Source organism: Duganella sp. GW822-FHT06D06, from assembly GCF_058799615.1.
The window spans coordinates 32082-58011 of record NZ_JBXALQ010000020.1 but is presented as its reverse complement, the minus strand read 5'-3'; the positions used below and the strand labels follow the sequence as shown (position 1 = coordinate 58011).

Here is a 25930-nt window from a genome sequence, read left to right as displayed (position 1 = left end):
CGTAAAAAGACGAGAGTGGGGCTGGCGGCGGCGGGCTTCTCAGTTAAATACGCGAATGATAATCATTCTCATATGGTGCTGTCAAGGCGTTTGCTCATGCCGGCGTAGGCGAAGCGATGGCCGTCGATGCGGAACAGGTCGGGGATCTCGCCGGTTTGCTCGAAGCCTTTGCTGCGGTAGAGCCGGATCGCCGGCGTGTTCACGGACAGCACTTGCAGGTCGATCCAAGCGAGTTGCGCCGATGCGCGCGCCCAGTGCGCGGCGTGGTCGATCAGGCGGCTGCCGAGGCCGTGCTGGCGGAAGCCGCGGTCCACGCCCATGCCCAGCAGGCAGCGGTGGGTGGCGTGGCGCTCGGGATGGGCGCGCAGGTCGATGTGGCCGGCGATGCGGCCGTCGGCGGCGCGCGCCAGCCACACGCGGCGCCAGCCGGGCGAGTCCAGCGGCGTCTGCATGCCGGTGCGGAAGGCGTCGGCCTTGTCGGCGGGGAAGCGCGAGTCGGCGCGCGGCAGCGGCTGGAAGTACGCGCTGTCGCCCTGGCCGTTGTCGGACAGGTGATCGTTGAGGTAGCGGAGAAAATCGTCGAAGCCGGCAGGCTCCAGCAGCTCGATGTGCAGGTCGATGTGTAATTGGCTCATCGACCGATTGTAGCTGGCGGACGCCCGGTCCGCCAGCATCCGGCCTAGGCGGCTTCGCGCTCGTGCCGCCGGTGCGGCGCGCCCAGCGCCAGCGGGAATGGCTGGCGTTGGGCCAGGCTGCGGACCGGCGTCGCGCGGCGGTCCGAGGCCAGCTTGAACACGCCCACCAGTTGCACCAGGTGATGCGCCTGGTCCTGCTGCGCCTCGGCGGCGGCGGCGGCTTGTTCGACCAGCGCGGCGTTCTGCTGCGTCACCGTGTCCATCTCGGCGATGGCCTGGTTGATCTGCTCGATGCCGGCTTCCTGCTCGTGGCTGGCGATGCTGATCTCGCCCATGATGCCGGTGACGGATTGGACGGCGGCGACGATGCGCTCCATCGTCGCGCCGGCTTCGCCGACCAGCTCGGTGCCGGTGGCGACCTTGTTCACGGAATCGTCGATCAGCGCCTTGATTTCCTTGGCCGCCGCCGCCGAACGGTGCGCCAGCGTGCGCACTTCGGTGGCGACCACGGCAAAGCCGCGCCCCTGCTCGCCGGCGCGCGCCGCTTCCACCGCCGCGTTCAGCGCCAGGATGTTGGTCTGGAAGGCGATGCCGTCTATCACGCTGATGATGTCGACGATCTTCCTGGCCGAGTCGTTGATCTCGCCCATGGTGCGCACCACGTTGGCCACCACCGCGCCGCCTTCGACGGCGATCTGCGAGGCGGACGCGGCCAGCGTATTGGCCAGTCGCGCGCTCTCGGTGTTTTGCTTGACGGTGGCGGTCAGCTCCTCCATCGACGAGGCGGTTTCCTCCAGCGAGCTGGCCTGCTGCTCGGTGCGCGAGGACAGGTCCAGGTTGCCGGCCGCGATCTCGGTGGCCGCGGTGACGATGGCATCGGCGCCGCCGCGCACCTGGCCGACGATGCCGGCCAGGCTGTCGCGCATGGCCTGGATCGCGAACAGCAGGCTGCGCTGGTCGCCGCTGCGGGTGGCGATGGGAACGGCCAGGTCGCCGGCGGCGATCCGGCTGGCGATGCCGGCCACGTGCGCCGGTTCGCCGCCCAGCTGGCGCAGCAGCTGGCGCGAGATCAGCGCCGCCGCCGCCACGCCGATGGCCAGCGACAGCAGGCCCAGCACGATGGCGAAGTTGCGCGCCTCGACGTAGGTGGCGTCCGCTTTCAGGCGGCCTTTTTCCATCGCTGCGCTCTGGTGCGCGATCAGCGCGTCCAGGCTGTTCATATAGGCCAGTTGCAGGCCGGGCATCTGCGTCAGCATGCTGTCGACGGCGCCGTCGAAGTCGTCGGCGCGGCGCTTGCGCATCACTTCATCGAGCGCCGCCTCGTAGGGCGCGCGCGTGGCTTGCACGGCCGCGAACAGCTGGCGTCCGGTTGCGGACTTGACCATGGTGCCCAGCGTTTGCGTGCCGGCGTCGATTTCCTTGCGCTGGTCGGCGATGACCGCCAGCTCCTTGGCGGCCGCGGCGTCGTCGTGGATCAGCAGCGCGTTGCGCAGCGCGCGGGCGCTCGTGTTGTTGTGGTTGAGGATGGTCTGCGCCAGCGCCACCTTGGTGTAGTTTTCCGTGACGATGGCGTCGGTGCCGTCGTTGAGCCTGCCGAGGCTGGCGATGTTTTGCACGCTGGCGATGGCCAGCATCAACAGGATGGCGCCGAAACCCAGGCCCAGCCGGGTACTTACTGTGAGATGCTTGATGTTCATGGTGTGATTCTGTTTCTCGTGAAAACATGCGTTCCGCTGCGCGGAGCAGGGCGCGTTGGCGGGTGCGGGGCCAGGGAGGGCTGGCGATCGCGGGGATGGGGCGGTCGCCGTGCTTCAGGTTGTGGGCCGTGAATATACATTAAGATTTGTTGCATGGCAATAAATCGGCTGCATGGCGGAGGCGTCATGCTATGATCGAAACTCCTGTTTCTTGCGAAATAAACTACTCATGGCCCATCGATCACGCCGCTGGCTGTGTGCCGGATTGTTGATGCTGACCTTGGCCGGGACGGTCGCGGCACAGCAAACCAGCTTTACCTTCGGCGTGGTGCCGCAGGAGTCGGCCTCGCAGCTGGCCGCCAACTGGACGCCGGTGCTGACGGCCCTGTCCGAAAGGGCCGGCGTCAAGATCAGCTTTGCGACGGCGCCCGACGTGCCCACCTTCGAGCGCCGCCTGGCGGCCGGCGAGTACGATTTCGCCTATATGAACCCGTATCATTTCGTGGTCTACAACGCCAGGCCCGGCTATCAGGCGCTGGCGCGCGCCAAGGGCGAGCGTCTGCGGGCCTTGGTGGTGGTGCGCAAGGACAGCCCGCTGCGCGACCTCAAGGAGCTGGCGGGCGCCACGCTGGCCTTCCCGACGCCGGCCGCGTTCGGCGCGACGCTGCTGGTGCAGGCCGAGTTGCGGCGCCTGGGCGTGGCGCACAAGGCCGCCTTCGTCAAGTCGCACAATTCGGTCTACCTGGGCGTGACCAAGGGCTTGTATCCGGCCGGCGGCGGCGTGCCGCGCACGCTGGACCTGCTCGATCCCCACGTCTCGCGGGAGCTGCGGGTGCTATGGGCCAGCCAGCCCTACACCACACACGCCATCGCCACCCGCCCCAAGCTGGACCCGGCGGTGCGCCAGCGCGTGCTGGCGGCGATGATGCGGATGAACATGGATCCGCAGCAGCTGAGGCTGTTGGCCGAGATCGGCTTCGTCGGTTTCGAGCCGGCCCAGGACCAGGATTGGGACGATGTGCGCCGCCTGGCGATCTCGCCGGCGGAAGCCCGGATCCAGGAATAAGGTATGCGCCTGGCCCTGAGCTTCCGCGCCAAGACCATCCTCGGCATTGCGCTGATCGAAGCGCTGCTGCTCGGCATCCTGGTGTTCAGCGTGCTGCATTTCCTGCGCGAGTCCAACGAGCAGCAGGTGTTGCGCCACGCGCGCGTGACGGCCGAGACCTTTGCCGCCATGTCGCGCGACGCGGTGATCAGCCATGACCTGGAAGGCCTGCAGTCGTTCGCGCGCCAGCTCAGCAGCACCGAGGGCACGCTGTACGCCCAGGTGCTCGACGCCGACCAGCGCGTGCTGGTGGAGGCGGGCCTGCCTGAGGCGCTGGCCAAGCCCTTCGTGCCGCACGCCTCGCTGGCCGAGGCCAGCGACGGCATGTTCGCCATCGGCAGCCCGGTGGCGGTGGCCGGCGTCAACTACGGCAGCGTGCGGGTGGGCCTGGACGTCGCCAGCCTGGAGCGGACGCTGGCGGAGGCGCGGCGCTGGAGCCTGGGCCTGGCCGCGCTGGAAATGACGCTGGTGGCGCTGTTCTCGCTGCTGCTGGGACGCTATCTGATCCGGCAGATCGCGCAGTTCACGCGCGGCGCGCAAATGATCGCGGCCGGCCAGCTGGGCGGCCAGCTGGAGGTGGTGGGCGACGATGAGATCGCCCAGGCCACGCGCGCCTTCAACCACATGTCGCAAGTGATACTGCAGGGGCGCGAGACGCTGGAGGCGCGCGTGCGCGAACGCACCGAGGAGCTGTTGCGCGAGCGCGACGCGGTGCTGGTCGAGCGCAACCGGGCCGAGACCGCCACGCGCGTCAAGAGCCAGTTCCTGGCCACCATGAGCCATGAGATCCGCACGCCGATGAACGGCATCCTCGGCATGCAACACCTGCTGCGGCTGACGGAGCTGAGCGTGCAGCAACGCGATTATGTCGACAAGACCTATGCGGCGGCGCATTCGCTGCTGGGCATCCTCAACGACATCCTGGATTTTTCCAAGGTTGAAACCGGCAAGCTGGTGCTGGAGCGGGTGCCGTTCAACCTGGAGCTGATGTTGCGCAACCTGGCGCTGATCCTGGGCACCAGCGTGCAGGACAAACCGGTCGAAGTGCTGTTCGACCTCGATCCGGCGCTGCCGTCCGATGTGCTGGGCGACCAGTTGCGGCTCAACCAGGTGCTGGTGAACCTGGCCGGCAACGCCGTCAAGTTTACCGAGCGCGGCTCGGTGGTGGTGGGCGTGCGGCTGCAATACGGCGACGCCGAGCAGGTGCGGCTGCATTTTTCGGTGCGCGACACCGGCATCGGCATCGCGCCGGAGCAGCAGGGCAGCATCTTCGATTCCTTCACCCAGGCGGAGAGTTCGACCACGCGGCGTTTCGGCGGCACCGGCCTGGGCCTGGCCATCAGCCAGCGGCTGGTGCGCCTGATGGGGGGCGAACTGCGGGTCGACAGCGCACCCGGCGTCGGCAGCACTTTCTCGTTCTCGGTGGCGTATGGACGGCTGACGCCGGGCGCGGCGCGCGCGCCGCTGCCGCTGAAGGCGCTGGTGGTCAGCGCCAGCGCGCAGTCGCGGCAGCTGTTGCAAGCGATGATCGCCGGCTTTGGCGGCCAGGCGGACGGGGTCGGCGACATGGCGGCGGCGCAAGCCTTGATGGGCGGGCAGCCCGCGTATGGGCTGGTGTTGCTCGACGGCGTGGACAGCTGGGACGATGCGGCGCGCCTGCGCCGGCAGGCGGCGGCGCCCTTGGTCGCGCTGGCCAACGCCGAGGCCACGCATGAGCTGCATCAGCGCATGCGCCAGGACACAGGCGTGCTGAACCAGGTTCTGATGAAACCGCTGACGCCGGCCATGTTGTACGAAGCGCTGCGCCGCATCGGGCCGGCGGACGGCAGCGGCGACGCGCCGCCGGCGGAGACCGCGGCAGCGGTGCCCGACGCGGCGACGCCGACGCGGCGGCTGGCCGGGCTGCGGTTGTTGCTGGTGGAGGACAATCCGCTCAACCAGCAGGTCGCCAGCGCGCTGCTGCAACTGGAAGGCGCCGAGGTGGACGTGGCCAACAACGGCCGCGAAGGGGTGGACCAGGTGCTGGGCGGCCCGGCCTACGACGCGGTGTTGATGGATATGCAAATGCCCGTCATGGACGGCAACGAAGCCACCCGCCTGTTGCGCGCGCAGGGCTACAGCGGCCTGCCGATCCTGGCGCTGACCGCCAACGTGCTGGAGGCCGAGCGCGACGAATGTCGCGCCGCCGGCGTCGACGACTTCATCGCCAAGCCGATCGAGTTCGAAAACATGGTGGTCACGGTGGCCAGATACTGCGCCCCGGCGGTCCAGCGCGCCTGAATATTTTGCGGCCGATGCTCCTGTGGGAGCGATTCCACTCTACACTTGGCATTCTGTTCACTTTGCCAAGGTTGATGGATTTTTATGAACGCCAACTCTTCCCGTCTGGATGTGATCGATGCCTTGCGTGGCTTTGCCATCGTCTCGATCATGCTTTTGCACAATATCGAACACTTCGATTTCTACTTTGTTCCGGCCGGATTGCCGCCCTGGCTGGTGGCGGTGGACAAAACCATCTGGGATAGCCTGTTTTTCCTGTTTGGCGGAAAGTCTTACGCGATCTTCGCGCTATTGTTCGGAATGACGTTCTACATCCAGGATCACAACCGCTCCTTGCGCGGCCAGGACTTCCGCGGCCGGTTTGCCTGGCGCATGCTGTTGCTGCTGGGTTTCGGCCTGTTCAATTCCATGTTTTATCACGGCGATATACTCAGCATTTACGCCGTGCTGGGACTGGCCCTGATCCCGGTGGCGCGCTTGCGCAATGGCGTGGTATTCGGCATCGCGGTGTTCTTATTGCTGCTGCCGCAGGCCTGGCTGGAATTCTTCCAGGCCTTGCCGCATCCCGACGAGAAACTCGCCGATCCCGCTTCCTGGGCCTATTTCGGCCGCGCCGAAAAATATATGGCGCATGGTTCTGCATTCGACGTGTGGAGCGGAAATTTAACCAACGGGAAAATCGGCGTGATCCGCTGGAGTTGGGAAAACGGCCGCGTATTGCAGATCCCCGCATTATTCATGCTGGGCATGCTGGCCGGCCGCTTAGCGCTGTTTATTCAATCCGGAGCAAACCGGATATTCTGGCGCAAAACCTTGCTGATTGCGGTGCTGGCGTTTATTCCATTGTATCTGTTGAAGACCTCACCCGATGCCTGGCATATCGGCGCGGCGGTGCGCCGGCCGTTATTGGTGATGCTTACTTCATGGTCGAACGTGGCGTTCATGGTGGTGCTGGTATCCGGCTTTACGCTGCTGTCTTATTCCGGTAAATGGCTGGGGATATTCTCGCCGCTGGGCCGCATGAGTTTGACCAGTTATGTGGTGCAATCCATCGTCGGCACCTCGATTTATTATGGTTACGGCCTGGGGATGTATCGCTACACCGGCGCCAGTTTCGCGCTGGCGATAGGAGTGACGCTGGCGCTGCTGCAAAGACAGTTCAGCGTGTGGTGGCTGGGCCGTCACAAGCAGGGGCCGCTTGAAACGCTGTGGCACAAAGCCACATGGATCGGTTCTCATAGTGGGGCCGTGCCAAATATTGGCGCGAATATACCAAAAAGCAGCTTGTGAAGGGCGGCCGGCGACGGCGGCCATTCAAGCTCTTATTCGTCGTCGGGAGCGATCCATTGAATGCGGCCATGCCCGGCCTCATTCAAGCGGTGGATCAGTTGCGCGGCTGCGCTGTCGGCAAGGCTGAATTCGAACTGCACGTGGTCGGAATGGACGACATTATCGAGGGTGGCGCCGGCCAATTCAATTTCGCGCCTGACCATGCCTTCCATCGCATAGGGCGCGGTGCAGGTCAGGTAGTGCAGCTTGATAATCGCGATTTTCTCGGACTTTAATAATGCCTGGGCGACGCTGTCGGTGTATGCACGCACCAGTCCGCCAGCGCCTAATTTAACACCGCCGAAATAGCGGACCACGGTGGCTAATACCCCTTCGAGATCCTGGTGGCGTAAAACGTCGAGCATGGGGCGGCCGGCGGTGCCGCTGGGTTCGCCGTCATCGACTGCCGCCGATTGGCCGCCGGCTAATAATGCCCAGCAAACGTGGGCGGCGCCCGGATGTTGCGCCCATAATTCGGCCACCACTTTTTGCGCGGCGCTCCGATCCGTCATCGGCTGGACGCAGGCAATAAAGCGGCTTTTTTTAATCAGCAATTCGTGGTGAACGGCGGCGGCGAGGGAGAAGGGCATGGCGGGGATTTCTGGCACGGCGGTGGTATAAACCGGCCTATGGTGCCAGAAAACCGGGGGAAAGACAAAAGCGTGCTTAGCGATTGCTGATTTTCAGGCCGTCGCTATCGGTGAAATTGCCGAGGATGACGATAATGAAATCGATCAGCGCCCAGATGCCAAAGCCGCCGAAGGTGAGCAGCATTAAGATGCCGGTGCCGATCTTGCCGACATAGAAGCGATGCACGCCCAGTACGCCCAGGAAAAAGCACAGCAGCACGGTGACGACGTAATCCTTGTCCGAGCGCGGGCCGGAGGCGGCATGTTGCGGCGCGCCGCAATGTGGGCACGTCGGTGCTGTTTCGTGAATTTCTTTGCCACAACCGCGGCAGAATACCATGCCCATGTTTTCCCTTTTGTTTGATCTAATTGTTGTAGGCTGCTTGCCTAGGCGGAATATTATAGGTGGGCAGCCGGCTTGGCTTTCTCACCAACTGTAACGATCTGCTAAAATTCCAGCCCACCTACCCGAGTATCCCACATGAGCAATTCCTCCCCAGCGCCGCACCACAACGCCACCGACAGCGACCACGGGGAAGACGACGACCTGATGCGCAAGCTTGGCCTGAGCGCCAAAGGGGTGCTGCTGGCGCGCCAGGAAGGGCGCGTGTTCCTGCGCCTGAGCGGGGTGGTCGATTATGCAGGATTGCGGGTAGCCTACGACCTGGTGCCGGCGCAGGGTGTGCTGGCCAAAGCGTCCAAATGGCGCAAGATGGACGCCGATACCCGCTCCCAGCTGCTGCTGGAACGCGCCAGCGACGCCGTCGGCGCCGAGTTGCGCGGCTACGTCAGCGCCTTCGTGCAGGAAATGGCGGACGCCTGCGACGACTGCGGGCTGGACCCCCAACCCTTCCTCGGCGCGCTGGCGGAGATGCAGATCTCCGAGCCGGCCGGCGTCGTGTTCGACCGCATCCGGCAGCGCCTGGAGCACGCGGTCGAGCGCGACATGGAAGAGCAGCACGCCGAACGCACGCGCCAGAGCATCAACCTGGCCGAATATCCGGCCTCGTTCGACGTGGCGCGGCGCATGAAGCGCCGTTTCATCGCGCTGCTGGGCCCGACCAATTCCGGCAAGACCCACCAGGCGATCGAAGCGCTGGCCAAGGCGCCCAGCGGCGTCTATTTGGCGCCGCTGCGTCTGCTGGCGCTGGAGAACTACGAGCGCCTGCAGGCGATGGAAGCGCACGGCAAGCCGCTGGCGGTCAGCCTGGTGACGGGCGAGGAGCGCCGCCTGGTGGCCGGCGCCACCCACGTGGCCAGCACGGTCGAGATGCTCGACACCCGTACGCCGGTCGACGTGGCCGTGATCGATGAAATCCAGATGCTGGCCGACCGCGACCGCGGCTCGGCCTGGACCGCCGCCATCTGCGGCGCGCCGGCCCAAGTGGTCTACCTGGTGGGCGCGCCGGAAGCGCGGCGCGCCATCGAGGTGCTGGCGGAGCGGCTGGAGTGCGAGCTGGAAGTCCACGTGCTCAAGCGCAAAGGCCCGCTGTCGGTGGAGCCGAGCGCCGTGCGCAAGCTGAGCAACCTGCGGCGCGGCGACGCCGTGATCTGCTTCTCGCGCCGCGAGGTGCTGATGTGGCGCGACATGGTGACCGAGCTGGGCCTGGCGGTGGCCACCGTCTACGGCAATCTGTCGCCCGAGGTGCGGCGCGCCCAGGCGCAGCGCTTCCGCGACGGCGCCGCCGACGTGGTGGTGGGCACGGACGCCATCGCGATGGGCTTGAACATGCCGATCGCGCGCATCGTCATGACCACCTCGGTCAAGTACAACGGCTATGAAGAGGAAGAGATCCCGGCCGCGCTGGCGCGCCAGATCGCCGGCCGGGCCGGGCGCTTCGGCGTGCACGAGGAAGGCCTGGTGGCCGGCTACGACAACGAGACCCACAACGTGATCCGCTCGCTGCTGAAGGAAAAGCCGGTGCCGCTGAAGACCACCGGCTTCGCCGTGGCGCCGACGCTGGAGCACCTGCACCGGATTTCGTCGGTGACCAACGAGCATGGCCTGGCCAAGCTGCTCAAGCGCTTCGTGCACAACATCGATGTGCCGGACGGCTTCTTCTACCCGCGCATCACCGAGGACCAGTTCGAGCGCGCGGCCTGGCTCGATACGCTGGAGCTGACGGTGGCGGAGAAGTTCGCGCTGTCGCTGGTGCCGATCTCGTCCAAGGTGCCGTCCTTGCAGCGCGCGTGGGAGCATTGGGCGACGGCGCTGGCCGCCAAGAAGATCACGCCGATCAAGGCGGAGCCGGCGCCGCTGCACTACATGTCCTTGCAGGAGGTGGAAGATGCCTGCCGCCTGTATTCGGCCTACGCGTGGCTGGCCTACCGGCAGCCGGAGTTCTTTCCCGATACGGAACGGGCGCAGCTGCTGTCGCGCCAGGCTTCCGAGCGCGTCGACGCGATGCTGCAGGACCAGAATACCGCCCTGCGCAAGCGCCAGCCGAAGAAGTTCCGGCGCTAACGATGAACAAGCACAGCGCGGGCGAACGCATAGACGCCATCGATATCCTGCGCGGCGTCGCGCTGTTCGGCGTGCTCATGGTGAATTTGGTGCTGGAGTTCCGGGTATCGATTTTCCAGCAGTTCGTGGCGCCCGATCCGGGCCTGGGCATGCTGGATAAACTGCTTGAAGGATTGGTGCGCGTCGGCTTCGAGATGAAGGCCTTCGCCGTGTTTTCCTTCCTGTTCGGCCTGGGACTGGCGGTGCAGTTCGAGCGGCTGTCCCGGACCGGGCGGCCATTTTATTGGCTGGCGCGGCGGCTGGGCGTGCTGCTGATGTTCGGCCTGGTGCACCTGCTGCTGGTCTGGAACGGCGATATCCTGACCGAATATGCGCTCGGCGGCCTGCTGGTGCTGCCCTTGCTGGCCGCGCCGGTCTGGGCGCTGGCGCTGGCGGCGGCCGGCATGTTCGCGCTCTACCTGTTCATCGGCGTGGTGCCGGTCGGCATACCGTGGCCGGATCCGGCGTGGTTTCAGCAGCATGTCGCGCTGGCCAACCAGGTCTATGCGTCGGGTAACTATGCCGAGATATGCCGCTTCAGCTTGAATGAACTGCCGTATCTGCTGCCCTTGCACCTCTATGTCATCCCGAGGACGCTGGCCTTGTTCCTGCTGGGCGCGCTCGCGTGGCGGACCGGCGTGATGCAACGGCCGGGCGAGCACCTGCGCCTGTGGACCGGCATCGCGGTGATCGGCCTGGCAGCGGGGGCGGCGTTATGCAGCCTGGATGTGGCGACCGGCGTCGGCCAGACGCTGCTGGCCGCCGGCTATGCCGCGACGGTGATTTTGTTGACGCAACGCGGGCTGCTGCGCAGCTTCGCGCCGCTGGGCCGGATGGCCTTCACCAATTACATCGCCCAATCGCTGATTTTTGGCGGCATCTTCTTCGGCTACGGACTGGGGCAGTTCGGCAAGCTCGGCGCCGCGCCGGTGTTCCTGCTCGGCATAGCCGTGTATGTGGCGCAGATGGCGCTGAGCGCCTGGTGGCTGCGGCATTACCGCTTTGGCCCGCTGGAGTGGCTGTGGCGGACGCTGATGTATGGGACCGTGCAAGCCATGCGAAAGAAGTAATACCTCAAAGAAATACGCGGATTCTCACCAAGCTGGCGCCATCAATCAGCCAAGCTCGGCTATCATGGCGGCCGGTCGGCATACGCTGGAAGTTTAGGGATAGGGATGAATGTAGCAAGGGCAGGGGCTGGCGCGGAAGTAGCGGTCCAGCCGCAGTTTGGTTTGATTAATCTGTTGAAAGCTGGTGCGGCGCAGTTGATTGTTTTGCATCATTTGGCATTTTATGGGCCGATGGCCGATCACGTGCGGCCGCTGTTGCCGGCATTGATAGATGGTCTGAGCGGCAGTGCGCGCATCGCCGTGCAAGTATTCCTCGTCATCAGCGGCTTCCTGCTGGCTAAATCGCTGTCGCCTGCCGGCCAGTCCGGCCTGTCCGATCCGCTGGGTGCGATCTGGCGGCGTTACACCAAGCTGGCGCCGCCGTTCATGGCCGCCACCTTGGTGGCCGCCGTCGCGTCCTACTGGGCCGGCAACTGGATGACGCATAGTTCGATCTCCGCGCCAGCCACCCTGAGCCAGCTGAGCGCCCACGCGCTGCTGCTGCACGGCGTGCTGGGCTACCCGTCCTTGTCGGCCGGCGCCTGGTATGTCGCCATCGATTTCCAATTATATGCAGTCACCGCCCTGGTGCTGTGGCTGGCCGGCCGCGCCTCCGGTCGGCGCCGGATGCCGTGGCTGATGCCGGCCTTGACGGCCTTGGGCGTCACGCTGTCGCTGCTGTATTTCAACCTCGATGCCGACTGGGACAACTGGGCGCCGTATTTCTTCGGCAGCTATGGCCTGGGCATGCTGGCGTGGTGGGCCAGCGACCGCTGCCGCACGCCGGGCGCCGTCGCCCTGCTGCTGGCGATGGCGGCGTTGCCGGCGGCGGCGGCCTTGTTCCTGGACTTCCGCAGCCGCATCGCGCTGGCGCTGGTGGTCGCTTGCCTGCTGTATTTGTTCGGTCGCGTTGAAACGGTGGCGACCGGCCGCGCCTGGGCCGTCGTCAACCGCCTGGGGCGGATATCGTATTCGGTGTTCCTGATCCACTTCCCGGTCTGCCTGCTGGTCAACGCGGCGTTCAGCCGGTTTGCCCCGGCCGGACCGGCCTGGCAGGGGCTGGGCATGCTGCTGGCCTGGGCCGCCAGCCTGGCCGCCGGCGCCGCGTTCTTCCGCTGGGTGGAGGCGCCGCTGGGACGTGCTGTCCAGTTCGCTTCCGGGAAGATCGGCCTGCGTCCCTTGGCCGCCTAGTTCAGCGTCGTTTTCAATGCTTTGGTGACGGCATCGGCGATGTCGTCCTGCACCATCAACAGGTCGTCGACCGGCTTGTCATAGGTTTCCGACCAGATGATGAAGCCGTTGTCGGCCTTCATCAGGCGCGCCGCGACCCGCAAGGTGTTGCCGGATTTGCGCACGCTGCCGTCCAGGATGTAGGCGACGCCCAGCCTGCTGGCGACGTCGGCCACCGCCATCTGCTTACCCTTGTAATAAAACGTGGCGCTGGGCGCCGGTACTTTCATGCCCGGTATCTTGCTGAACCTGCCGATCAGTTCCTCGGTCATGCCATCGGCAAAGGTCTCGTTGCGCATGCCTTCGGTCAAATCCGCAAACGGCAGCACGGCGATGGATTTCTGCGCCACCGCCGCTTGCGCCGCCGGGTGCGGCTCGTTCGCCAGCGTATTGTGCAGCCAGAAAACGATGCCGACCACGATGGGAACGCACGCCGTCAGCAGGAAAACCAGGCGGCCGCGCGCGGCGGCGGTCGGCGGCGCAGGGCGGGGCGGAGCCGGGCTGGCTGCCGGTTCGCGCCACGGGCTCACGGTCGCCACCAGCCGGTAACCCTGGCGCGGCACGGTGACGATGTAGGCAGGTTGCTTGGGATCGTCGCCCAGCACGCGGCGCAGCGATGCAATCGCCTGGTACACCGAATCCGGCGTGACGATGACGCCCGGCCAGACCTGGCTCAGCAGCTCATCGGCGCTGACGATCTCGCCGGCACGTCCGGCCAGGCAAAGCAACAGGCGCATGGTGCGTTGATCGAGCCGCACGGTTTCGCCATCCCGGCCGATCTCGCCCACGGCGGGATCGACGCACCAGGCGCCGACGCGTAGCTTGGCAGCCGCTGAAGTTTCCATTGTGCTCCGATATTTTTGTATTTTTGACAGGGTTGGATTATAGCGCGGGCGCCTGCGGGGCTTTTCAGCGAATTTCAGAACGATTTCAGGCCGATTTCAGGCCAAATTCAGGACTTTCGGCCGGGCCGCTTGCATTGTGATGGCTCCCCACACATGAAGGAGTATCCAATGAAATACCTGTTGCTGCCGCTGTTCTCGCTGTTCACCCTGCCGGCTTTCAGCGCCGAGACGCTGACGATCGATCCCAACCACAGCGCGGTCGTTTTCAGCTGGGATCATCATGGGTTTACCAACCCGGTGGCCCGTTTCGAGAAAATCGAAGGCAAGCTGGTGCTGGATGAGGACTTGAGCAAGTCATCGGTCACGGTGAAGCTGGCGGTGGACGGCATCCACACCGCCGTCGCCGCCCTCGACCGGCAACTGGTGGGCGCGGAATTTCTCGATGCCGCCGCCTTCCCCGACATCACGTTCCAGAGCACCAAGATCGTCAAGGGGCCGATGGACAGCCTCAAAATCAGCGGCAACCTGTCGGTGCATGGCGTGACCAAGGCCGTGGTTCTCGACGGCAAAATCAACAAGATCAAGCGCGACCCGAAGGGGAAGGAGACCGAAGCCGGTTTCGAGGCCATGGTCAAGCTGAATCGTGCCGATTTCGGCGTCAACAAATATTTCCCGAACACGGCGCGGGAGCTGACTGTCCACATCACCCTGGGCGCGAATTCGGAGGGATAACGACAAAAAAAAACCGCCAGCCTGAACGCGCTCAGATCGCGCTCAGTGCCGACGGTTTTTTTGCCGGAACGGTGCGGCGTTCAGACTGCCTGACGCTCGCGGCGGCGGGCTGCCACGCCTATCAAGCCGATGCCGCCCAGCAGCATGGCGTAGGTTTCCGGTTCTGGAACAGCCGTGACCATACCGGCGGTCACGAGACGCATGTTGTCGCAATTGTCGCACTCCCAGGAGCCGGCACCGGTGTTGAAATCGCCAAGCTGCACCGTCGTGCTGCTGGTTGCCGAGGTCAGTGGCGCATCGAAGCGCAGATTCAGGTAGGGTTGCGCCCACGGCGAGTTGTTGATGATGAGGAAGCTGTTAGGGCCGCTGACGTTGTTGCCGAAGAGGCTGCTCGACGCGGCGTCGTAGTGGAAGCCGCCGCGTATCGAGCCGGCGGTCGAGGTCAGGTCGAAGGACAGCAGGCCGCCGCTCACCGAGTCGGTGGCGAAGGTGCCGCTCAGGGTGCCGCCGTCATCGAAGGTGACGCCGGACAGGACCCATGCCTGGGTGTTCGCGTGGGCCGCCGAGCTCAGCAACATCGTTGCGGCGCATGCTGCAGCGGCCAAAAGTTTGACGATTTTCATGGTTCTTCCTGGTTGGTTTCTGGACTGGCGCCGGCTTGAATGACGGCGTTTTGATGGATTTTTATTGGTACACATGCAATTCAGTTTCCGATGGTATATGTTGCATGTCAAATAGTCTATTCATTTTCATAAATTTTATTTCAGCCATGAAATGAGTGTTGCGCGGCCGCGTCGCTAGCGGCGGCGCTGGTACAGATTGTTCAGCAGCAGCGCCGCGCCGGTACATGCCGCTCCCAGCAACTGGCCGGCTGCGATCGGCGTGCCGGCCAGCGCTTCCACCGCAAAGGCGGTCAGCGGCACCACGTCGAGGAACAGCACGCCATTGGTCGGCGTGATGATCTTGTTGCCCAGGTTCCAGCAGAGCACGGCCAGCACGCCGGCGACCAGCACCATGTACGCCAGATAGGGCAGCAAGGCCGGCAACTCCGCGAGCGCGGGACGAGGAATATAGCCCAGCGCTTGCAAGGCAAAGTCGGCGGTGAGGATGGTGGTCAGCCCCAGGCCGGTGGTGATCGCCGAATAGCGATAGCCGCTCCAGCCGGGAAAGAACGATGTGCCGAGCGTGTAGAGCGCCCACGATGCCGCCCCCAGCAGCAGAAAAGCCGCCGAGTCGCTGGCGACGCCCTGCTGCAGCAAGCTGCCCGGCGCGCCGCCGGATACCACCAGCAACACACCGTAGAACGACAGCCCGATACAGCCGAACGCCACCGCCGAAGGGCGCTTGCCCCGGATCGCCCAGTTCAGGACCAGCGTCAGCATCGGCGTGGTCGCGATCATCGCCGACGCGGACAGCGCGCCGGACTGCCCCGCCAACTGCTGGCCGTGAAAGATGAAGAAGCCGTAGCCGCAAAAGCCGCAGGAGCCCAGGGCCCAGGCCAGCACATAGCGTTCGCCGCGCAGCTTGAGCGCCGCGCCGCCTTCCTTGTACAACAGAATCGCCAGCATGATGGCGGCCGCCGCGCCGTAGCGAAACGCCGTGAAGTTAAACGGATCCATGCGCAGCAGGGCTTGCCCCATCACCGGAAACGATATTCCCCACGCCACCGCAGCGGTCAGGCACAGCGCCATGCCCTTCAAATATTCCTTACGCACAGCCTAGCCCCAAGAGTTCAGATGCCGCCGATTCTAGGGGTGGGCCGGTCGGTGGCGTAAGGTACAGATTGGGTACAATGCTCGATACTGTACTGGTACAAGGAGCGTGACAGATGCATCCATTCCACCGATCCGCCGTCGCCGGGGCAAGCGTGGTTGCGCAGGTGGTCGACTATTTTGCCGCGGCGATCGCGGCGCGCGAGCTCACGCCTGGCGCCCGGTTGCCGTCGATCAGAAGCTTCGCGCTGGCCGGCAGGATCTCCAAATCGACCGTAGTGGAAGCCTATGACCGGCTGGTGGCGCAGGGGCTGGCGGTGTCCCGCGCCAAGTCGGGATTTTTCGTCTCCACCCCGAGGCAGGTGCTGGAGATAGGCCGCGCACCCAGCGCACCGCAACGCAAGGTCGATGAATTCTGGATGCTGCGCAACGCCTTGCAGCTGCCGGGCGACGCCTTGCGTCCGGGTTGCGGCTGGCTGCCGCCCGACTACCTGAACGACGAGGGCATACGGCGCGTGCTGGGCACGCTGCGGCGGGAGCCGGGCGACGCGCTGACCTCCTACGGCGAACCGGCCGGCTACCGTGGACTACGCCAGCAGTTGCAACGCCACCTGGGCGGACGCGCCATCGAGGCGCCGCTGGAAGGGATCGTGTTGACGGACAGCGGCAGCCAGGCGCTCGACCTCGCCATCCGCCTGCTGGTGCAGGCCGGCGACACGGTGTTCGTGGACGACCCCTGTTATTTCAATTTCCAGGCCAGCCTGCGCGCGCACCGGGTCAACGTGGTCGGCATTCCGTTGACGCCGAGCGGGCCGGACATGCAGCAGTTTGAGCTGGAACTGGCCCGGCATAGTCCCCGGCTCTACATCACCAACGCGGTGCTACAGAATCCGACCGGCATTTCCTTTGCCGCCGCCGTGGTGCACCAGATATTGCTGCTCAGCCGCCAGCATGGCTTCGACATCATCGAGGACGACACCTTTGCCGACCTGGAGGAACGCCCTGCGGTGCGGCTCGCCGCGCTGGACCAGTTGCAACGGGTGATCTACATCGGCAGCTTTTCCAAGACGTTGTCGGGCGCGACGCGCTGCGGTTTTCTGGTTGCCAAGGCGGAATGGATAGAGGCCATCCTGGACTTGAAGCTGGCCACCACGTTTGGCAACAACGAACTATCGGCCCGGCTCATCTGCAAGCTGCTGCTCGACGGCAGCTACCGCAAGCACACCGAAGCGATCCGGCAGCGCTTGCGCAAGGCGGCGGTGTCGGTGCGCAAGCGGCTGCGCGACTGCGGCCTGGAACCATGGGCCGAGTCGGCGGGCGGGCCGTTTCTATGGGTGCAGGGATGGCCGGGCATGGACGCGTCGGCGATCGCCAGCGCGGGACTGGCGTCCGGCATTCTTTACGCGCCGGGCAATGTGTTCAGCGTCAACAACACCGCCGGCCATTGCCTGCGGTTTAACGTGGCCTACTCGCACGATCCGCGCATCTATGCGTTCTTGAAAAAACAGTTAAAGCTTGACGCTTAGCTGCACGGCCAGCGCGCGCGGCGATACCGGGATATCGAACGGCAGCGCCAGCCCCGGCGCCACGCTGGGTTCGCGGGCGTCGGCATTGAACAGGTTGCGCACGGTGGCGGAGACGGTCCAGCCGTGCGGCAGCGGGTGGGTGAGGGCGGCGTCCACGGTGCGGTAGTTGGCGATGGGCGCGCGCGCGTCGCCGGCCGCGCGACGACGGCCGGCGACCCAGTTCAGCTGCGGACTGAATTGCCAGCCCGGGACGATGGTCCAGTCCAGGCGGGTATTGGCATGATGGCGCGGCGCATAGCCGGGATCCCTGCCGGTGATCGAATCGTGGGCGTTCTGGCGCGCGTAGTTCGCTTGCCAGCGCAGGTACTGGTTCAGCTCCCAGGTCAGCTCGACTTCGCCGCCGTTGCCTTTCGTTCCGCCGCTGTTCTGGTAAGCGGCGCCCGGCGCCGGCGCCGGGTTCGGCACGGAGCGGATCAAGTCCTTCAGCGTGTAGCGGAACAGGCTGACGTTGATGGACAGGTCGGCGCGCGCCTGCCACGCCAGCGCCGCCTCGGTGGTGGTGATGGCCTCCGGCCGGACCTGCGGGTTGCCCATGTTGACCGGATTGATGCCGGTCTGTTCGTTGAAGCTGGGCGAGCGGAAGGCGCGGCCGTGCAGCAGCTTGACGGTGACGTTGAGGTCGGCGTCCCACACCAGCGCCAGGCGCGGATTGGTGGTGCCGCCGAAGTCGGAATAGTCGTCGTGCCGCACGCCGGCCGTCAGCGCCCAGTCGCGGGCGAACTGCCATTCGTCCTGCACGTAGACATAGTTGATCTTGCGGCGCTGGGGCCGGATGTGCGGCTGGAGGATGCCGTAGTCGATCACGGGACCGGTCGGTATCGGTATCCCCGCCGGGCTGATCAGGAAGTTCTTCAGGGTCTCGACCTGATACAAGTACAGATCGTCGTGGCCTGCCCCCACACGCAACGCATGCCGGTTCAAGCCGCTGTACGTGGCAAAGGCCGAGCTGCGCAGATTGCGCTCCCAACGGCCGGGCCCGCCGATCATGCCATTCGGGAACAGGTTGGCGCCGATGCGCGCGCCGGCCGGAAACAGCGCCAAGCCGTCGGGCGTCTGCTCGGTGAAAAACATATAGCTCAGCGAGCCGCCCACGCTCCAATCGTTGGCGAAGTCGGGCGCGGCCCATGACAGCTCGCTGGTCGCATAGCCGCTGCGCGGCTTGTGGTCGGGATCGAGCGCGGAGTTGACGCCGAGGCCGGTGCCAACGTTGCTGCGCCACTTCAGGTTGGTGCGCCAGCGCCAGCGCTGCCAGGACAGGTCGAGACTGCCGTCGTAGGCGTTGTAGCCCGTGTTCATCGGGCCGGGAGCCTTGCTGACGCGGGTGCCGAAGCGGCGGTCGTTGAGGGATTGCGCATCGGCTTCGATCAGCGTGCCGGCGCCCTCGGTGCGGCCCACTTGCAGATAGGCCGCGATGGACAGCTGGCCTTGCTTGTGGCCGTACTCCAGCCAGGCGTCGCGCGTGTCGAACGAGCCGACCCGCGCGCCGACGCGCAGGCCCGGCATCTGTTCCGCCGTCTTGGTGATGATGTTGACGACGCCGGCGAACGCATCGGCGCCATACAGGGCGGAACCGGGGCCGCGGATGATTTCGATGCGCGCCACATTGGTCAGCGGCATGCTGGCCCACATATTGCCCTTGTCGCCGTTGAAGTCGGTGTTCATGCGCAGGCCGTTGAGCAGGAACAGCACCTGGGGATTGGTGACGCCGCCCGCGCCGATGCCGCGGATGAAGTAGTTGGGCGCATACATGGTCGGCACGCGCGTGACGTGGATGCCGGCCACCGCCTCCAGCACGTGGTCCAGGTCGGTCGCCCCCATGGCGGCGATATCCTCGGCCGTGACCACCGAGGCGACGGCCGGCGCGCGGCGCAGCGGCTGGGTCGAACCGGTGGCCAGGCTGATGGCGGAACGGTCCATGCCGTACAGGGCCAGGTCCTCGTCCTCGGGCTGGGCGGCGGCCAGCGACGCCGGATGCCAGACCGTCAAAGCCAGGGCGACCAGCCAGGCAGGGCTGCGGTCGGTCGTGCGGGGGCGCAGGATATGGAACGGTTTCATCTTGGAAGTCGAGCAGCGGTAGAAACACCACAATACACGGCGCTTGGCGCTTTAACAATTAAGTGTTGTCAAAGTGCATCAGGAAGTTATGCTGGTTTCTGCTTGCAGAGGCGGGTGGATTAGTTGCAATTAAGTACTTATAAATATATTTCTTGCATTTGTTCTGAGGGTAGTGGTATCTTTCGGCATGTATTTAGGAAACTTTACTTCCAATTTAGCAATTTCATCCAGCCTGGTCAGACTATAAAATGAAAAACATCTTCAAAATCGCCTTGTTGAGCACCTGCTTTGTTGCCGTTGCGGCGCAGGCAGGGACTCCCGGTCCTGGCACTTCCACCGCCCAAGACGTCAAGTTGAATGCGGAAAAGGCTGACGACTACGAATTGGTCCAGAGAAGCCAGATCAACCCGATCCAATCGACCGACGGATTTGCCAACGCCTTCGTCAGCAGCTCCGGTACCGCAGCCAATGCCTGGACCCTGGCGGAGACTGTCGAATACAAGAACAACGCGTTGGTGCTTTCCGACAAGGCGCTGGGTGATGGTTTGAGCTTCTCCTTTACGCGGGGTAGCAGCACCAGCGGCACCTGGTCGGTCACGAACACGAACCTGACCAAGAACACCGTGGTCGATATGAGCTTGTCTTTCCACGCCGGCAACAACGTTGGCAGCTTCCTGTTCAACGACCAGGCTATCCTGGCCGGGCAGACGCTGACCGGCAACTGGGCCATCAAATGGCTCAATAACGCTGCGCAATCGAACAGCATCCCTGGCTTCTCGAATATCGGTTTCTATACCGGCCAGCGCTCGTTCACTTCGGCAGTGCCGGAGCCAGAGACCTACGGCATGCTGCTGGCAGGCCTGGGTTTGATGGGCATCGTCGCACGTCGCCGCCGCCAAGCAAAATAAGCGCTTGATGCAAAAAGAACGCCAGCTTCATGCTGGCGTTTTTTTTTGCGAACGAAGACGTGGCGGTGCGGCCGAATCCTGTTATATTGAATTTCTCTCTCCTCCTTGCCACCGGCCTGTTCGTCATCCAGCGCTGTTCGGCGCCAATCTGCGAGCCCGCTCGGCAGTCACGTACACCGCTACATCCATGCTGAGTTGCAATGCCCTGGAAGGCGTCCACGCGTACGACGGGTTTTGGCAACGGCGGATATGACCCTATCTCGCCTGCCGACGGAGGCAAGATATGACAGTGGTCGCTCCCACCATCCTGATCGTCGACGACGAAGCCCAAAACCGCCGCTTGCTGGCGGTGTTGCTGCGCCCTGAAGGCTACCAGACCGAAAGCGCCGCCAGCGGCGAGGAAGCGCTGAACGCGGTGGCCCATTCGGCCCCCGACCTGATCCTGCTCGACATCATGATGCCAGGCATCGACGGCTACCAGGTCGCCAGCATCCTGAAGGCCAACCCGGCCACCGCCAACATTCCCATCATCATGATCTCGGCACATGGCGAGCGTGGCGCCCGGCTTGCCGGGCTCGAAGCGGGCGCGGAGGAATTCCTGACCAAGCCGGTCGATCGTACCGAGTTGTGGCTGCGCGTGCGCAATCTGTTGCGGCTGAAGGCTTTCGGCGACTTGCAAGAGCATAGCTTCGTGCTGGAGCAACTGGTCGCGGCACGCACCGCCGATCTACAGCGCTTCCGCACCGCGATGGACGCCACCGCCGATGCCATCATGCTGGTCAGTCGCGACTCGCTGCGTTTCATCGAGGTGAACGCCACCAGTTGCAGAATGCTCGGCTACACGCGCGAGGAAATGCTGGCGCTGGGGCCGGTAGCGCTGGGCGCGGTCACGCGCGACGAGCTGACGCACGTGTACGATAACGTCATCGCCGGCCAGGTCAGCAAGAAATTGAGCGAAACGGCGCTGCACTGCAAGGACGGCTCGTTGATCCAGGTGGAGGTGAGCCGCCAGGCCATGATATCCGGGGACGACTGGATCATCGTCAGCGTGGTGCGCGATATCACCGAACGGAAGCAGGCGCAGCAACGGCTTCAGCACCAGGCCAACCACGACGCCTTGACCGGCCTGCCGAACCGTACCTTTTTCTACGAGACGCTGCGCAAGACCATCGCCTTGGCCAGCCAGCAAGGCTGGAAGGTGGCGGTGATGTTCATCGACCTCGACCACTTCAAGAACGTCAACGACACCCTGGGCCATGCCATCGGCGACGAACTGCTGATCCAGTTCAGCAATCGCCTGATGACCTGCGTGCGCATGCGCGACACCATCGGACGGCTGGGCGGCGACGAGTTCGGATTGATACTGGTGATGGAGCAAGGCCACTCGGGCGCGGCCCAGGTCGCCACCAAGATCCGCGACGCGCTCAATCCGCCGTTCAACCTGCAGGGTTACGAAGTGATCATGACGGCCAGCATAGGCATCACGATCCACCCGGACGATGGGGACGATCCCGACGCCTTGATCAAGTATGCCGACACCGCCATGTACCAGGCCAAGCACGCCGGCCGCAACACCTACCGTTTCTTCACCGCGCAAATGAATGCCGACGTCCTGCAACGCCAGGACCTGGAGAGCGCGCTGCGCAAGGCCATCGAGCGCGAGGAGTTCGAGCTGCATTACCAGCCCAAGGTATCGCTGACCACCGGCGCCGTGGTCGGGCTGGAGGCGTTGCTGCGCTGGGCCAGGCCCGGTCATGGACTGGTTGCGCCGGCGCTGTTCATCCCGGTGCTGGAGGAGAGCGGCCTGATCGTTCGGGTTGGCAGCTGGGTCATCGCGACCGCCTGCCGCCAGATCAAGGCGTGGCGCCAGGGCGAGGTTGGGCCGATGCAGGTCTCGGTCAACGTCGCCGCGCGCCAGTTCATCGAAGGCGACCTGGAAGCCGATGTCGCGCGCGCCCTGGCCGACAACGACCTGCCTGCCGGGCTGCTGGAACTGGAGCTGACGGAAACGTCGCTCATGGTCAACACCGAGCGCACCATCCTGTGCCTGCGCAACCTGCGCGAGCGTGGCGTCAAGGTGTCGATCGACGACTTCGGCACCGGCTACTCCAGCCTGGCCTATCTGCGCCGTTTTCCGATCGATAAACTGAAGATCGACATCGCCTTCATCCGTGACGTGACCAGCAGCCCCGACGACGCGGCCATCGTGCTGGCCATCATCACGATGGCGCACAGCCTGAACCTGATGGTGATCGCGGAGGGCGTCGAGACGCAGGCCCAGCAAGGTTATCTGCTGCGCCACCAGTGCGACCAGATCCAGGGGTATCTGGTCAGCCGTCCTTTGCCGGCCGCGCAGATCACCCAGCTGATGATGCTGCGCAAGACGCTGGATCCGCTGGTGAAGCCGTGTATGGCGCGGCAGGCCTTGCTGATCGTGGACGACGACCCATTCATGCGCGAACTACTGGCAACCGAACTGGGTGGCGAGCAATACAGTGTGCTGCTGGCCCAATCGGCGGCGCAGGCGTTCGAGCTGCTGGCTCAGCATGAAGTTCATGTCATTCTGTGCGACCAGAGCATGCCGGAGATGGCGGGCACGGAGTTCCTGGACAAGGTGAGAGCCATGTATGCGGACACGTTCAGGATAGTCTTGTCCGGCGAGACCAACCTGGAAGACATGATGGCTGCCGTCAACCGGGGATCGGTCGATCGCTTCTACACCAAGCCGTGGGCCCACGAGGAGCTGCTGGGCAGCATCAGGCAGGCGTTCCTGCACCCGCGCCTTAAACCCGCTACATCAAGCGCAGAAGTGGCTGGCTCTTGAGTGGTTGGCGTTGATTAAGCGTCCGTGCCAGTTGAATGGTCCTGCGGTGGTTTATTCTCTGTTTGTGATGTCTCGGGTAGCGGCCGGCCGGATATTTGGAACATGCGGAAGAACGTAAACGGCCGGCTCACCCCCAGAGGATCCGAGATGATGGGAAGTGTGAATTTTTTTTCAGGGAATAGCTTGAGCGTCCAGTCTATCCCGCCGAAGAAACGGAAGTGAACGGTATCAGGTTGCGTCAGATCCAGATCCGAAAATATGCCGGTTGAGTACATGAAGACCATACGAGCCGAATCCATGACGTTTAAGTTCTCGTCCAGAAGATAGATGCTGAGGCCGTCTTCAAAAGGGACGTCGTCGGTCAGGAAAAGCAGAACGTATTTGTTCCACCTTAGTGCGGCTTCAAACACCGCGCCGTCGAGGACTTTTCCGGTCGGTACTCCAGCAACCACGATTTCACTCGTCGGCACGGTGTCTGACGTCGATGGTGTGACTACCCGAATAGAGTAGTCAGGAGCATGGAACAATTTCATGACAGTCCTACCAGATATAACCTGTACCAAATGCTGCAAGCGCGCCGCCTACAAACGCTCCCACTGTAACGCAAACTGGGGCGGCTGGACCGCATGCTAAGCCGGCGACTGCACCACCAGCGACTCCACCGGCGACGCTTGCGCCGTTGATTGCAAGTTCCTTCTGAAACGCGGTAACCTTGTTCGATGAAGTCGCTATTTTGTAAGTGGATAAGGCTACTGCAAGGAAAATCACACTACGTCCAGCATAAGTAAGGCCCGTCATTGCGCGAGTGACGTGAGCATTTGATTTGCCAGCCGATGTGACTATGCTCGCATAAATCGTGTTTTGTTTGCTGCCCGATAAGCGAGAAAAAACAGCTTGCTCGCCGTGCAGCTCTAAGGTCTTGAGCGCGATAAGTTGGTTAAGTGAATACCCTTTTAGTTTCATGCTTTCGGCAAATGCCCGACCTACCGGGGTGCTGCGTACTCGGATTATTCCCATGATGAGATTTCGTGTTTCTTGCGCCCGACGGGCGGCGACAGCCCAGGTGATCCGGCGAGAAATTGCATCGGCTCGCAGCTTGTCAGACATGCGTTTGATCTCTTGGGTGTAGAGTAAACGCGCTCTTGTGTCGATTGCTAGATGCGCTCCCACGTTAGTAATCTGCGCCTCCAAGGAGCTAATGGTGTGCTCAAAGAGCGCCGGATCGTCGGACTCATTTGTCGTAGCCATAATTTTGATCCCCTTGGAACGTAGTCTGGAGATCAAAGATTATGGGAGCATGCCTAATCGCAACTTGTGACTGCTCAATTCAGGATGACGTTGTACGCTTTGAGAAAGACATGATCCCCGGACCGAGTACTGCACAGTTCGTGCAACTGCATGCAAGTGGTTTTGTTCAGCTATCAGTGGGACGCGCGGACAAAGGCCGCCAAAGCACCCCGCCAACGCCCTCACTGTAACGCAAATCGAAGCGGCCAAATCGCACTTGTCAGCGTGATTCAGATTGAGGATTGCCGTCTATCTTGAAATGCCGATGAAATTTGAACGGGCGGTGTACGCCGCGCGGTTCGGAAAAAAGGTGTGCAAAGGTTTGCTCATTCAACAGCTTCAAGGTCCAATCCGTGCCGCCGAAAAAGAGAAAACGAATCATGTTAGGCGGTTGCAGCTCAAGGAGCGAAAAAGCGGCAGGCAGTCGCGCTTTCTCTTGCCTTTCCCCGCGTAAAGGCCCCACAATGCCCTTGTGAAATTGTGTCAGCATCGCATTTCAGGCTGATGAGTTTTGCGACCGACTGCGGCGTCATGCCCCGCTGCACCACTTGAGTATCCACGGAGTGCCCTTGTGAAAAAATTCTTGTTGCTGATTTGTTTGTTGTCCTCGCACGCGCTTTTCGCTCAGGAGGCGCCCAAGACCTCCACTTTCCATCGCCTGCTTCTTTTGAACGAAAAAAATGAGCTGATGGTCGTCAAGATCAAGAACTCGAATCGCTGGGTAACCCCGGGCTGGTATCAGGACGATCGCTTGACCGTCGCCGAGGGCCTTGACGAGCTCGCTGCCAGCTATGGCGTGAAAATCACCAGGCCGACGCTCCGGGGAGTCTTTACGCTGAAGGGGAGCCAGCTATCGACCAGACTCATCTACACTACAAGAATCAAGAGCGGTGAGTTGAAAGCACCTGATCTCATAGACGAGATCAAGTGGCTGCCCATACCGAAAGCGGTAGAAACCATTACCTTTCCTCACATCCGGGCCCAGATTACCCAGCTCAGCAATTACCCGGACGTGGTCTGGGCCGGCTCGCAGACGATGTATCTGGAGAACGGCGTGTATGGTTCCAAGATCGTTGAGAATTTCTACCCGCTGTCCGGAGGGCAGAATTGATTTTGCCGCATCGCACCGTCATGGCGGTACAGCGCCACTGCTGACTTTGAACGGCGCTCCGTTGCGGAGCTTCGAAGCGACCAGAGCGCGACCAGAAACAAAAAAGCCCACGAACCGAAATTCGTGGGCTTTCTTGATGAAATCTTGGTAGGCCGTGCGGGATTCGAACCTGCGACCAACGGATTAAAAGTCCGCTGCTCTACCAGCTGAGCTAACGACCCAAAGGTGTAACACCTTGGTTTTCTTCGAGTGGTAGGCCGTGCGGGATTCGAACCTGCGACCAACGGATTAAAAGTCCGCTGCTCTACCAGCTGAGCTAACGACCCCCGAAGAAGCGAGATTATAGGGGGTAA

Annotated in this window: 22 protein-coding genes and 2 tRNA genes; 11 read left to right on the top strand and 13 right to left on the bottom strand. The window is 63.3% G+C overall.

The window, feature by feature from the left end:
• Positions 1-68 precede the first annotated feature (68 nt).
• Together AC1RMD_RS26770 and AC1RMD_RS26765 are read right to left on the bottom strand one after the other, a co-directional pair.
• Positions 69-635: a GNAT family N-acetyltransferase gene (locus tag AC1RMD_RS26770; RefSeq protein WP_492931137.1), complete on the bottom strand. Its 567-nt coding sequence runs from the start codon at positions 633-635 to the stop codon at positions 69-71.
• Between the two features lie 44 nt (positions 636-679).
• Positions 680-2332: a methyl-accepting chemotaxis protein gene (locus AC1RMD_RS26765; protein WP_492931135.1), complete on the bottom strand. Its 1653-nt coding sequence runs from the start codon at positions 2330-2332 to the stop codon at positions 680-682.
• 271 nt (positions 2333-2603) lie between these two features.
• Between AC1RMD_RS26765 and AC1RMD_RS26760 the strand changes: the two genes are divergently transcribed.
• From AC1RMD_RS26760 to AC1RMD_RS26750, 3 genes are all read left to right on the top strand, one after another.
• On the top strand, positions 2604-3398 hold the full coding sequence (locus tag AC1RMD_RS26760) for a phosphate/phosphite/phosphonate ABC transporter substrate-binding protein (protein ID WP_492931133.1): 795 nt from the start codon (positions 2604-2606) through the stop codon (positions 3396-3398).
• Between the two features lie 3 nt (positions 3399-3401).
• Positions 3402-5717: a hybrid sensor histidine kinase/response regulator gene (locus tag AC1RMD_RS26755; RefSeq protein ID WP_492931131.1), complete on the top strand. Its 2316-nt coding sequence runs from the start codon at positions 3402-3404 to the stop codon at positions 5715-5717.
• Between the two features lie 84 nt (positions 5718-5801).
• Positions 5802-7007 carry a DUF418 domain-containing protein gene (locus AC1RMD_RS26750; protein WP_492931129.1) on the top strand — a complete coding sequence of 402 codons (1206 nt, stop codon included), beginning with the start codon at positions 5802-5804 and terminating at the stop codon, positions 7005-7007.
• Positions 7008-7039: 32 nt separating this feature from the next.
• Here AC1RMD_RS26750 and AC1RMD_RS26745 read toward each other — a convergent pair whose 3' ends face one another.
• Positions 7040-7636, bottom strand: coding sequence for an IMPACT family protein (locus AC1RMD_RS26745; protein ID WP_492931127.1), 597 nt, complete (start codon positions 7634-7636; stop codon positions 7040-7042).
• Between the two features lie 76 nt (positions 7637-7712).
• On the bottom strand, positions 7713-8021 hold the full coding sequence (locus tag AC1RMD_RS26740) for a TM2 domain-containing protein (RefSeq protein ID WP_492931125.1): 309 nt from the start codon (positions 8019-8021) through the stop codon (positions 7713-7715).
• A gap of 135 nt (positions 8022-8156) precedes the next feature.
• On the opposite strand from AC1RMD_RS26740, the gene AC1RMD_RS26735 reads away from it, so the two are divergent.
• The 3 genes from AC1RMD_RS26735 (at position 8157) to AC1RMD_RS26725 (ending at position 12478) form a co-directional block, all read left to right on the top strand.
• Positions 8157-10139 carry a helicase-related protein gene (locus AC1RMD_RS26735; protein ID WP_492931123.1) on the top strand — a complete coding sequence of 661 codons (1983 nt, stop codon included), beginning with the start codon at positions 8157-8159 and terminating at the stop codon, positions 10137-10139.
• Positions 10140-10141: 2 nt separating this feature from the next.
• Positions 10142-11248, top strand: coding sequence for a DUF418 domain-containing protein (locus tag AC1RMD_RS26730; protein ID WP_492931121.1), 1107 nt, complete (start codon positions 10142-10144; stop codon positions 11246-11248).
• Positions 11249-11353: 105 nt separating this feature from the next.
• Positions 11354-12478 carry an acyltransferase family protein gene (locus AC1RMD_RS26725; RefSeq protein ID WP_492931119.1) on the top strand — a complete coding sequence of 375 codons (1125 nt, stop codon included), beginning with the start codon at positions 11354-11356 and terminating at the stop codon, positions 12476-12478.
• Here AC1RMD_RS26725 and AC1RMD_RS26720 read toward each other — a convergent pair.
• A complete protein-coding gene (locus AC1RMD_RS26720) occupies positions 12475-13362 on the bottom strand; it encodes a winged helix-turn-helix domain-containing protein (RefSeq protein WP_492931117.1) in 888 nt (295 codons plus the stop codon). The genes AC1RMD_RS26725 and AC1RMD_RS26720 overlap by 4 nt on opposite strands.
• Positions 13363-13530: 168 nt before the next feature.
• On the opposite strand from AC1RMD_RS26720, the gene AC1RMD_RS26715 reads away from it, so the two are divergent.
• Complete coding sequence (locus tag AC1RMD_RS26715; protein ID WP_492931115.1) at positions 13531-14094, top strand: YceI family protein; 564 nt, start codon at positions 13531-13533, stop codon at positions 14092-14094.
• Positions 14095-14174: 80 nt separating this feature from the next.
• Here the strand turns inward: AC1RMD_RS26715 and AC1RMD_RS26710 are convergent, their stop codons facing one another.
• Positions 14175-14717, bottom strand: a complete 543-nt coding sequence (locus AC1RMD_RS26710; protein WP_492931113.1) for a PEPxxWA-CTERM sorting domain-containing protein — start codon at positions 14715-14717, stop codon at positions 14175-14177.
• 174 nt (positions 14718-14891) lie between these two features.
• Positions 14892-15809: a DMT family transporter gene (locus AC1RMD_RS26705; RefSeq protein ID WP_492931111.1), complete on the bottom strand. Its 918-nt coding sequence runs from the start codon at positions 15807-15809 to the stop codon at positions 14892-14894.
• 113 nt (positions 15810-15922) lie between these two features.
• Here AC1RMD_RS26705 and AC1RMD_RS26700 point away from each other — a divergent pair, with 113 nt between their 5' ends.
• Positions 15923-17332: an aminotransferase-like domain-containing protein gene (locus AC1RMD_RS26700; RefSeq protein WP_492931109.1), complete on the top strand. Its 1410-nt coding sequence runs from the start codon at positions 15923-15925 to the stop codon at positions 17330-17332.
• On the opposite strand, the gene AC1RMD_RS26695 is transcribed toward AC1RMD_RS26700, so the two are convergent.
• Positions 17315-19447: a TonB-dependent receptor plug domain-containing protein gene (locus AC1RMD_RS26695; protein WP_492931107.1), complete on the bottom strand. Its 2133-nt coding sequence runs from the start codon at positions 19445-19447 to the stop codon at positions 17315-17317. The genes AC1RMD_RS26700 and AC1RMD_RS26695 overlap by 18 nt on opposite strands.
• 248 nt (positions 19448-19695) lie before the next feature.
• Between AC1RMD_RS26695 and AC1RMD_RS26690 the strand changes: the two genes are divergently transcribed.
• Positions 19696-20355, top strand: a complete 660-nt coding sequence (locus AC1RMD_RS26690; RefSeq protein WP_492931105.1) for an FxDxF family PEP-CTERM protein — start codon at positions 19696-19698, stop codon at positions 20353-20355.
• Between the two features lie 283 nt (positions 20356-20638).
• Positions 20639-23179: an EAL domain-containing protein gene (locus tag AC1RMD_RS26685; protein ID WP_492931103.1), complete on the top strand. Its 2541-nt coding sequence runs from the start codon at positions 20639-20641 to the stop codon at positions 23177-23179.
• A 14-nt stretch (positions 23180-23193) separates the two neighbouring features.
• Here AC1RMD_RS26685 and AC1RMD_RS26680 read toward each other — a convergent pair whose 3' ends face one another.
• The 3 genes from AC1RMD_RS26680 to AC1RMD_RS26670 all read right to left on the bottom strand — a co-directional run bounded on the left by AC1RMD_RS26680 (position 23194) and on the right by AC1RMD_RS26670 (position 24956).
• Positions 23194-23712, bottom strand: a complete 519-nt coding sequence (locus AC1RMD_RS26680) for a hypothetical protein (protein ID WP_492931101.1) — start codon at positions 23710-23712, stop codon at positions 23194-23196.
• A 7-nt stretch (positions 23713-23719) separates the two neighbouring features.
• Complete coding sequence (locus tag AC1RMD_RS26675) at positions 23720-24427, bottom strand: hypothetical protein (protein ID WP_492931099.1); 708 nt, start codon at positions 24425-24427, stop codon at positions 23720-23722.
• A gap of 259 nt (positions 24428-24686) precedes the next feature.
• Positions 24687-24956, bottom strand: a complete 270-nt coding sequence (locus tag AC1RMD_RS26670) for a hypothetical protein (protein WP_492931097.1) — start codon at positions 24954-24956, stop codon at positions 24687-24689.
• Positions 24957-25037: 81 nt separating this feature from the next.
• Between AC1RMD_RS26670 and AC1RMD_RS26665 the strand changes: the two genes are divergently transcribed.
• Complete coding sequence (locus AC1RMD_RS26665; protein WP_492931095.1) at positions 25038-25577, top strand: NUDIX hydrolase; 540 nt, start codon at positions 25038-25040, stop codon at positions 25575-25577.
• Positions 25578-25722: 145 nt separating this feature from the next.
• On the opposite strand, the gene AC1RMD_RS26660 is transcribed toward AC1RMD_RS26665, so the two are convergent.
• A tRNA-Lys gene (locus AC1RMD_RS26660) sits at positions 25723-25798 on the bottom strand.
• Between the two features lie 29 nt (positions 25799-25827).
• Positions 25828-25903 (bottom strand) — tRNA-Lys (locus AC1RMD_RS26655).
• Positions 25904-25930 lie beyond the last annotated feature (27 nt).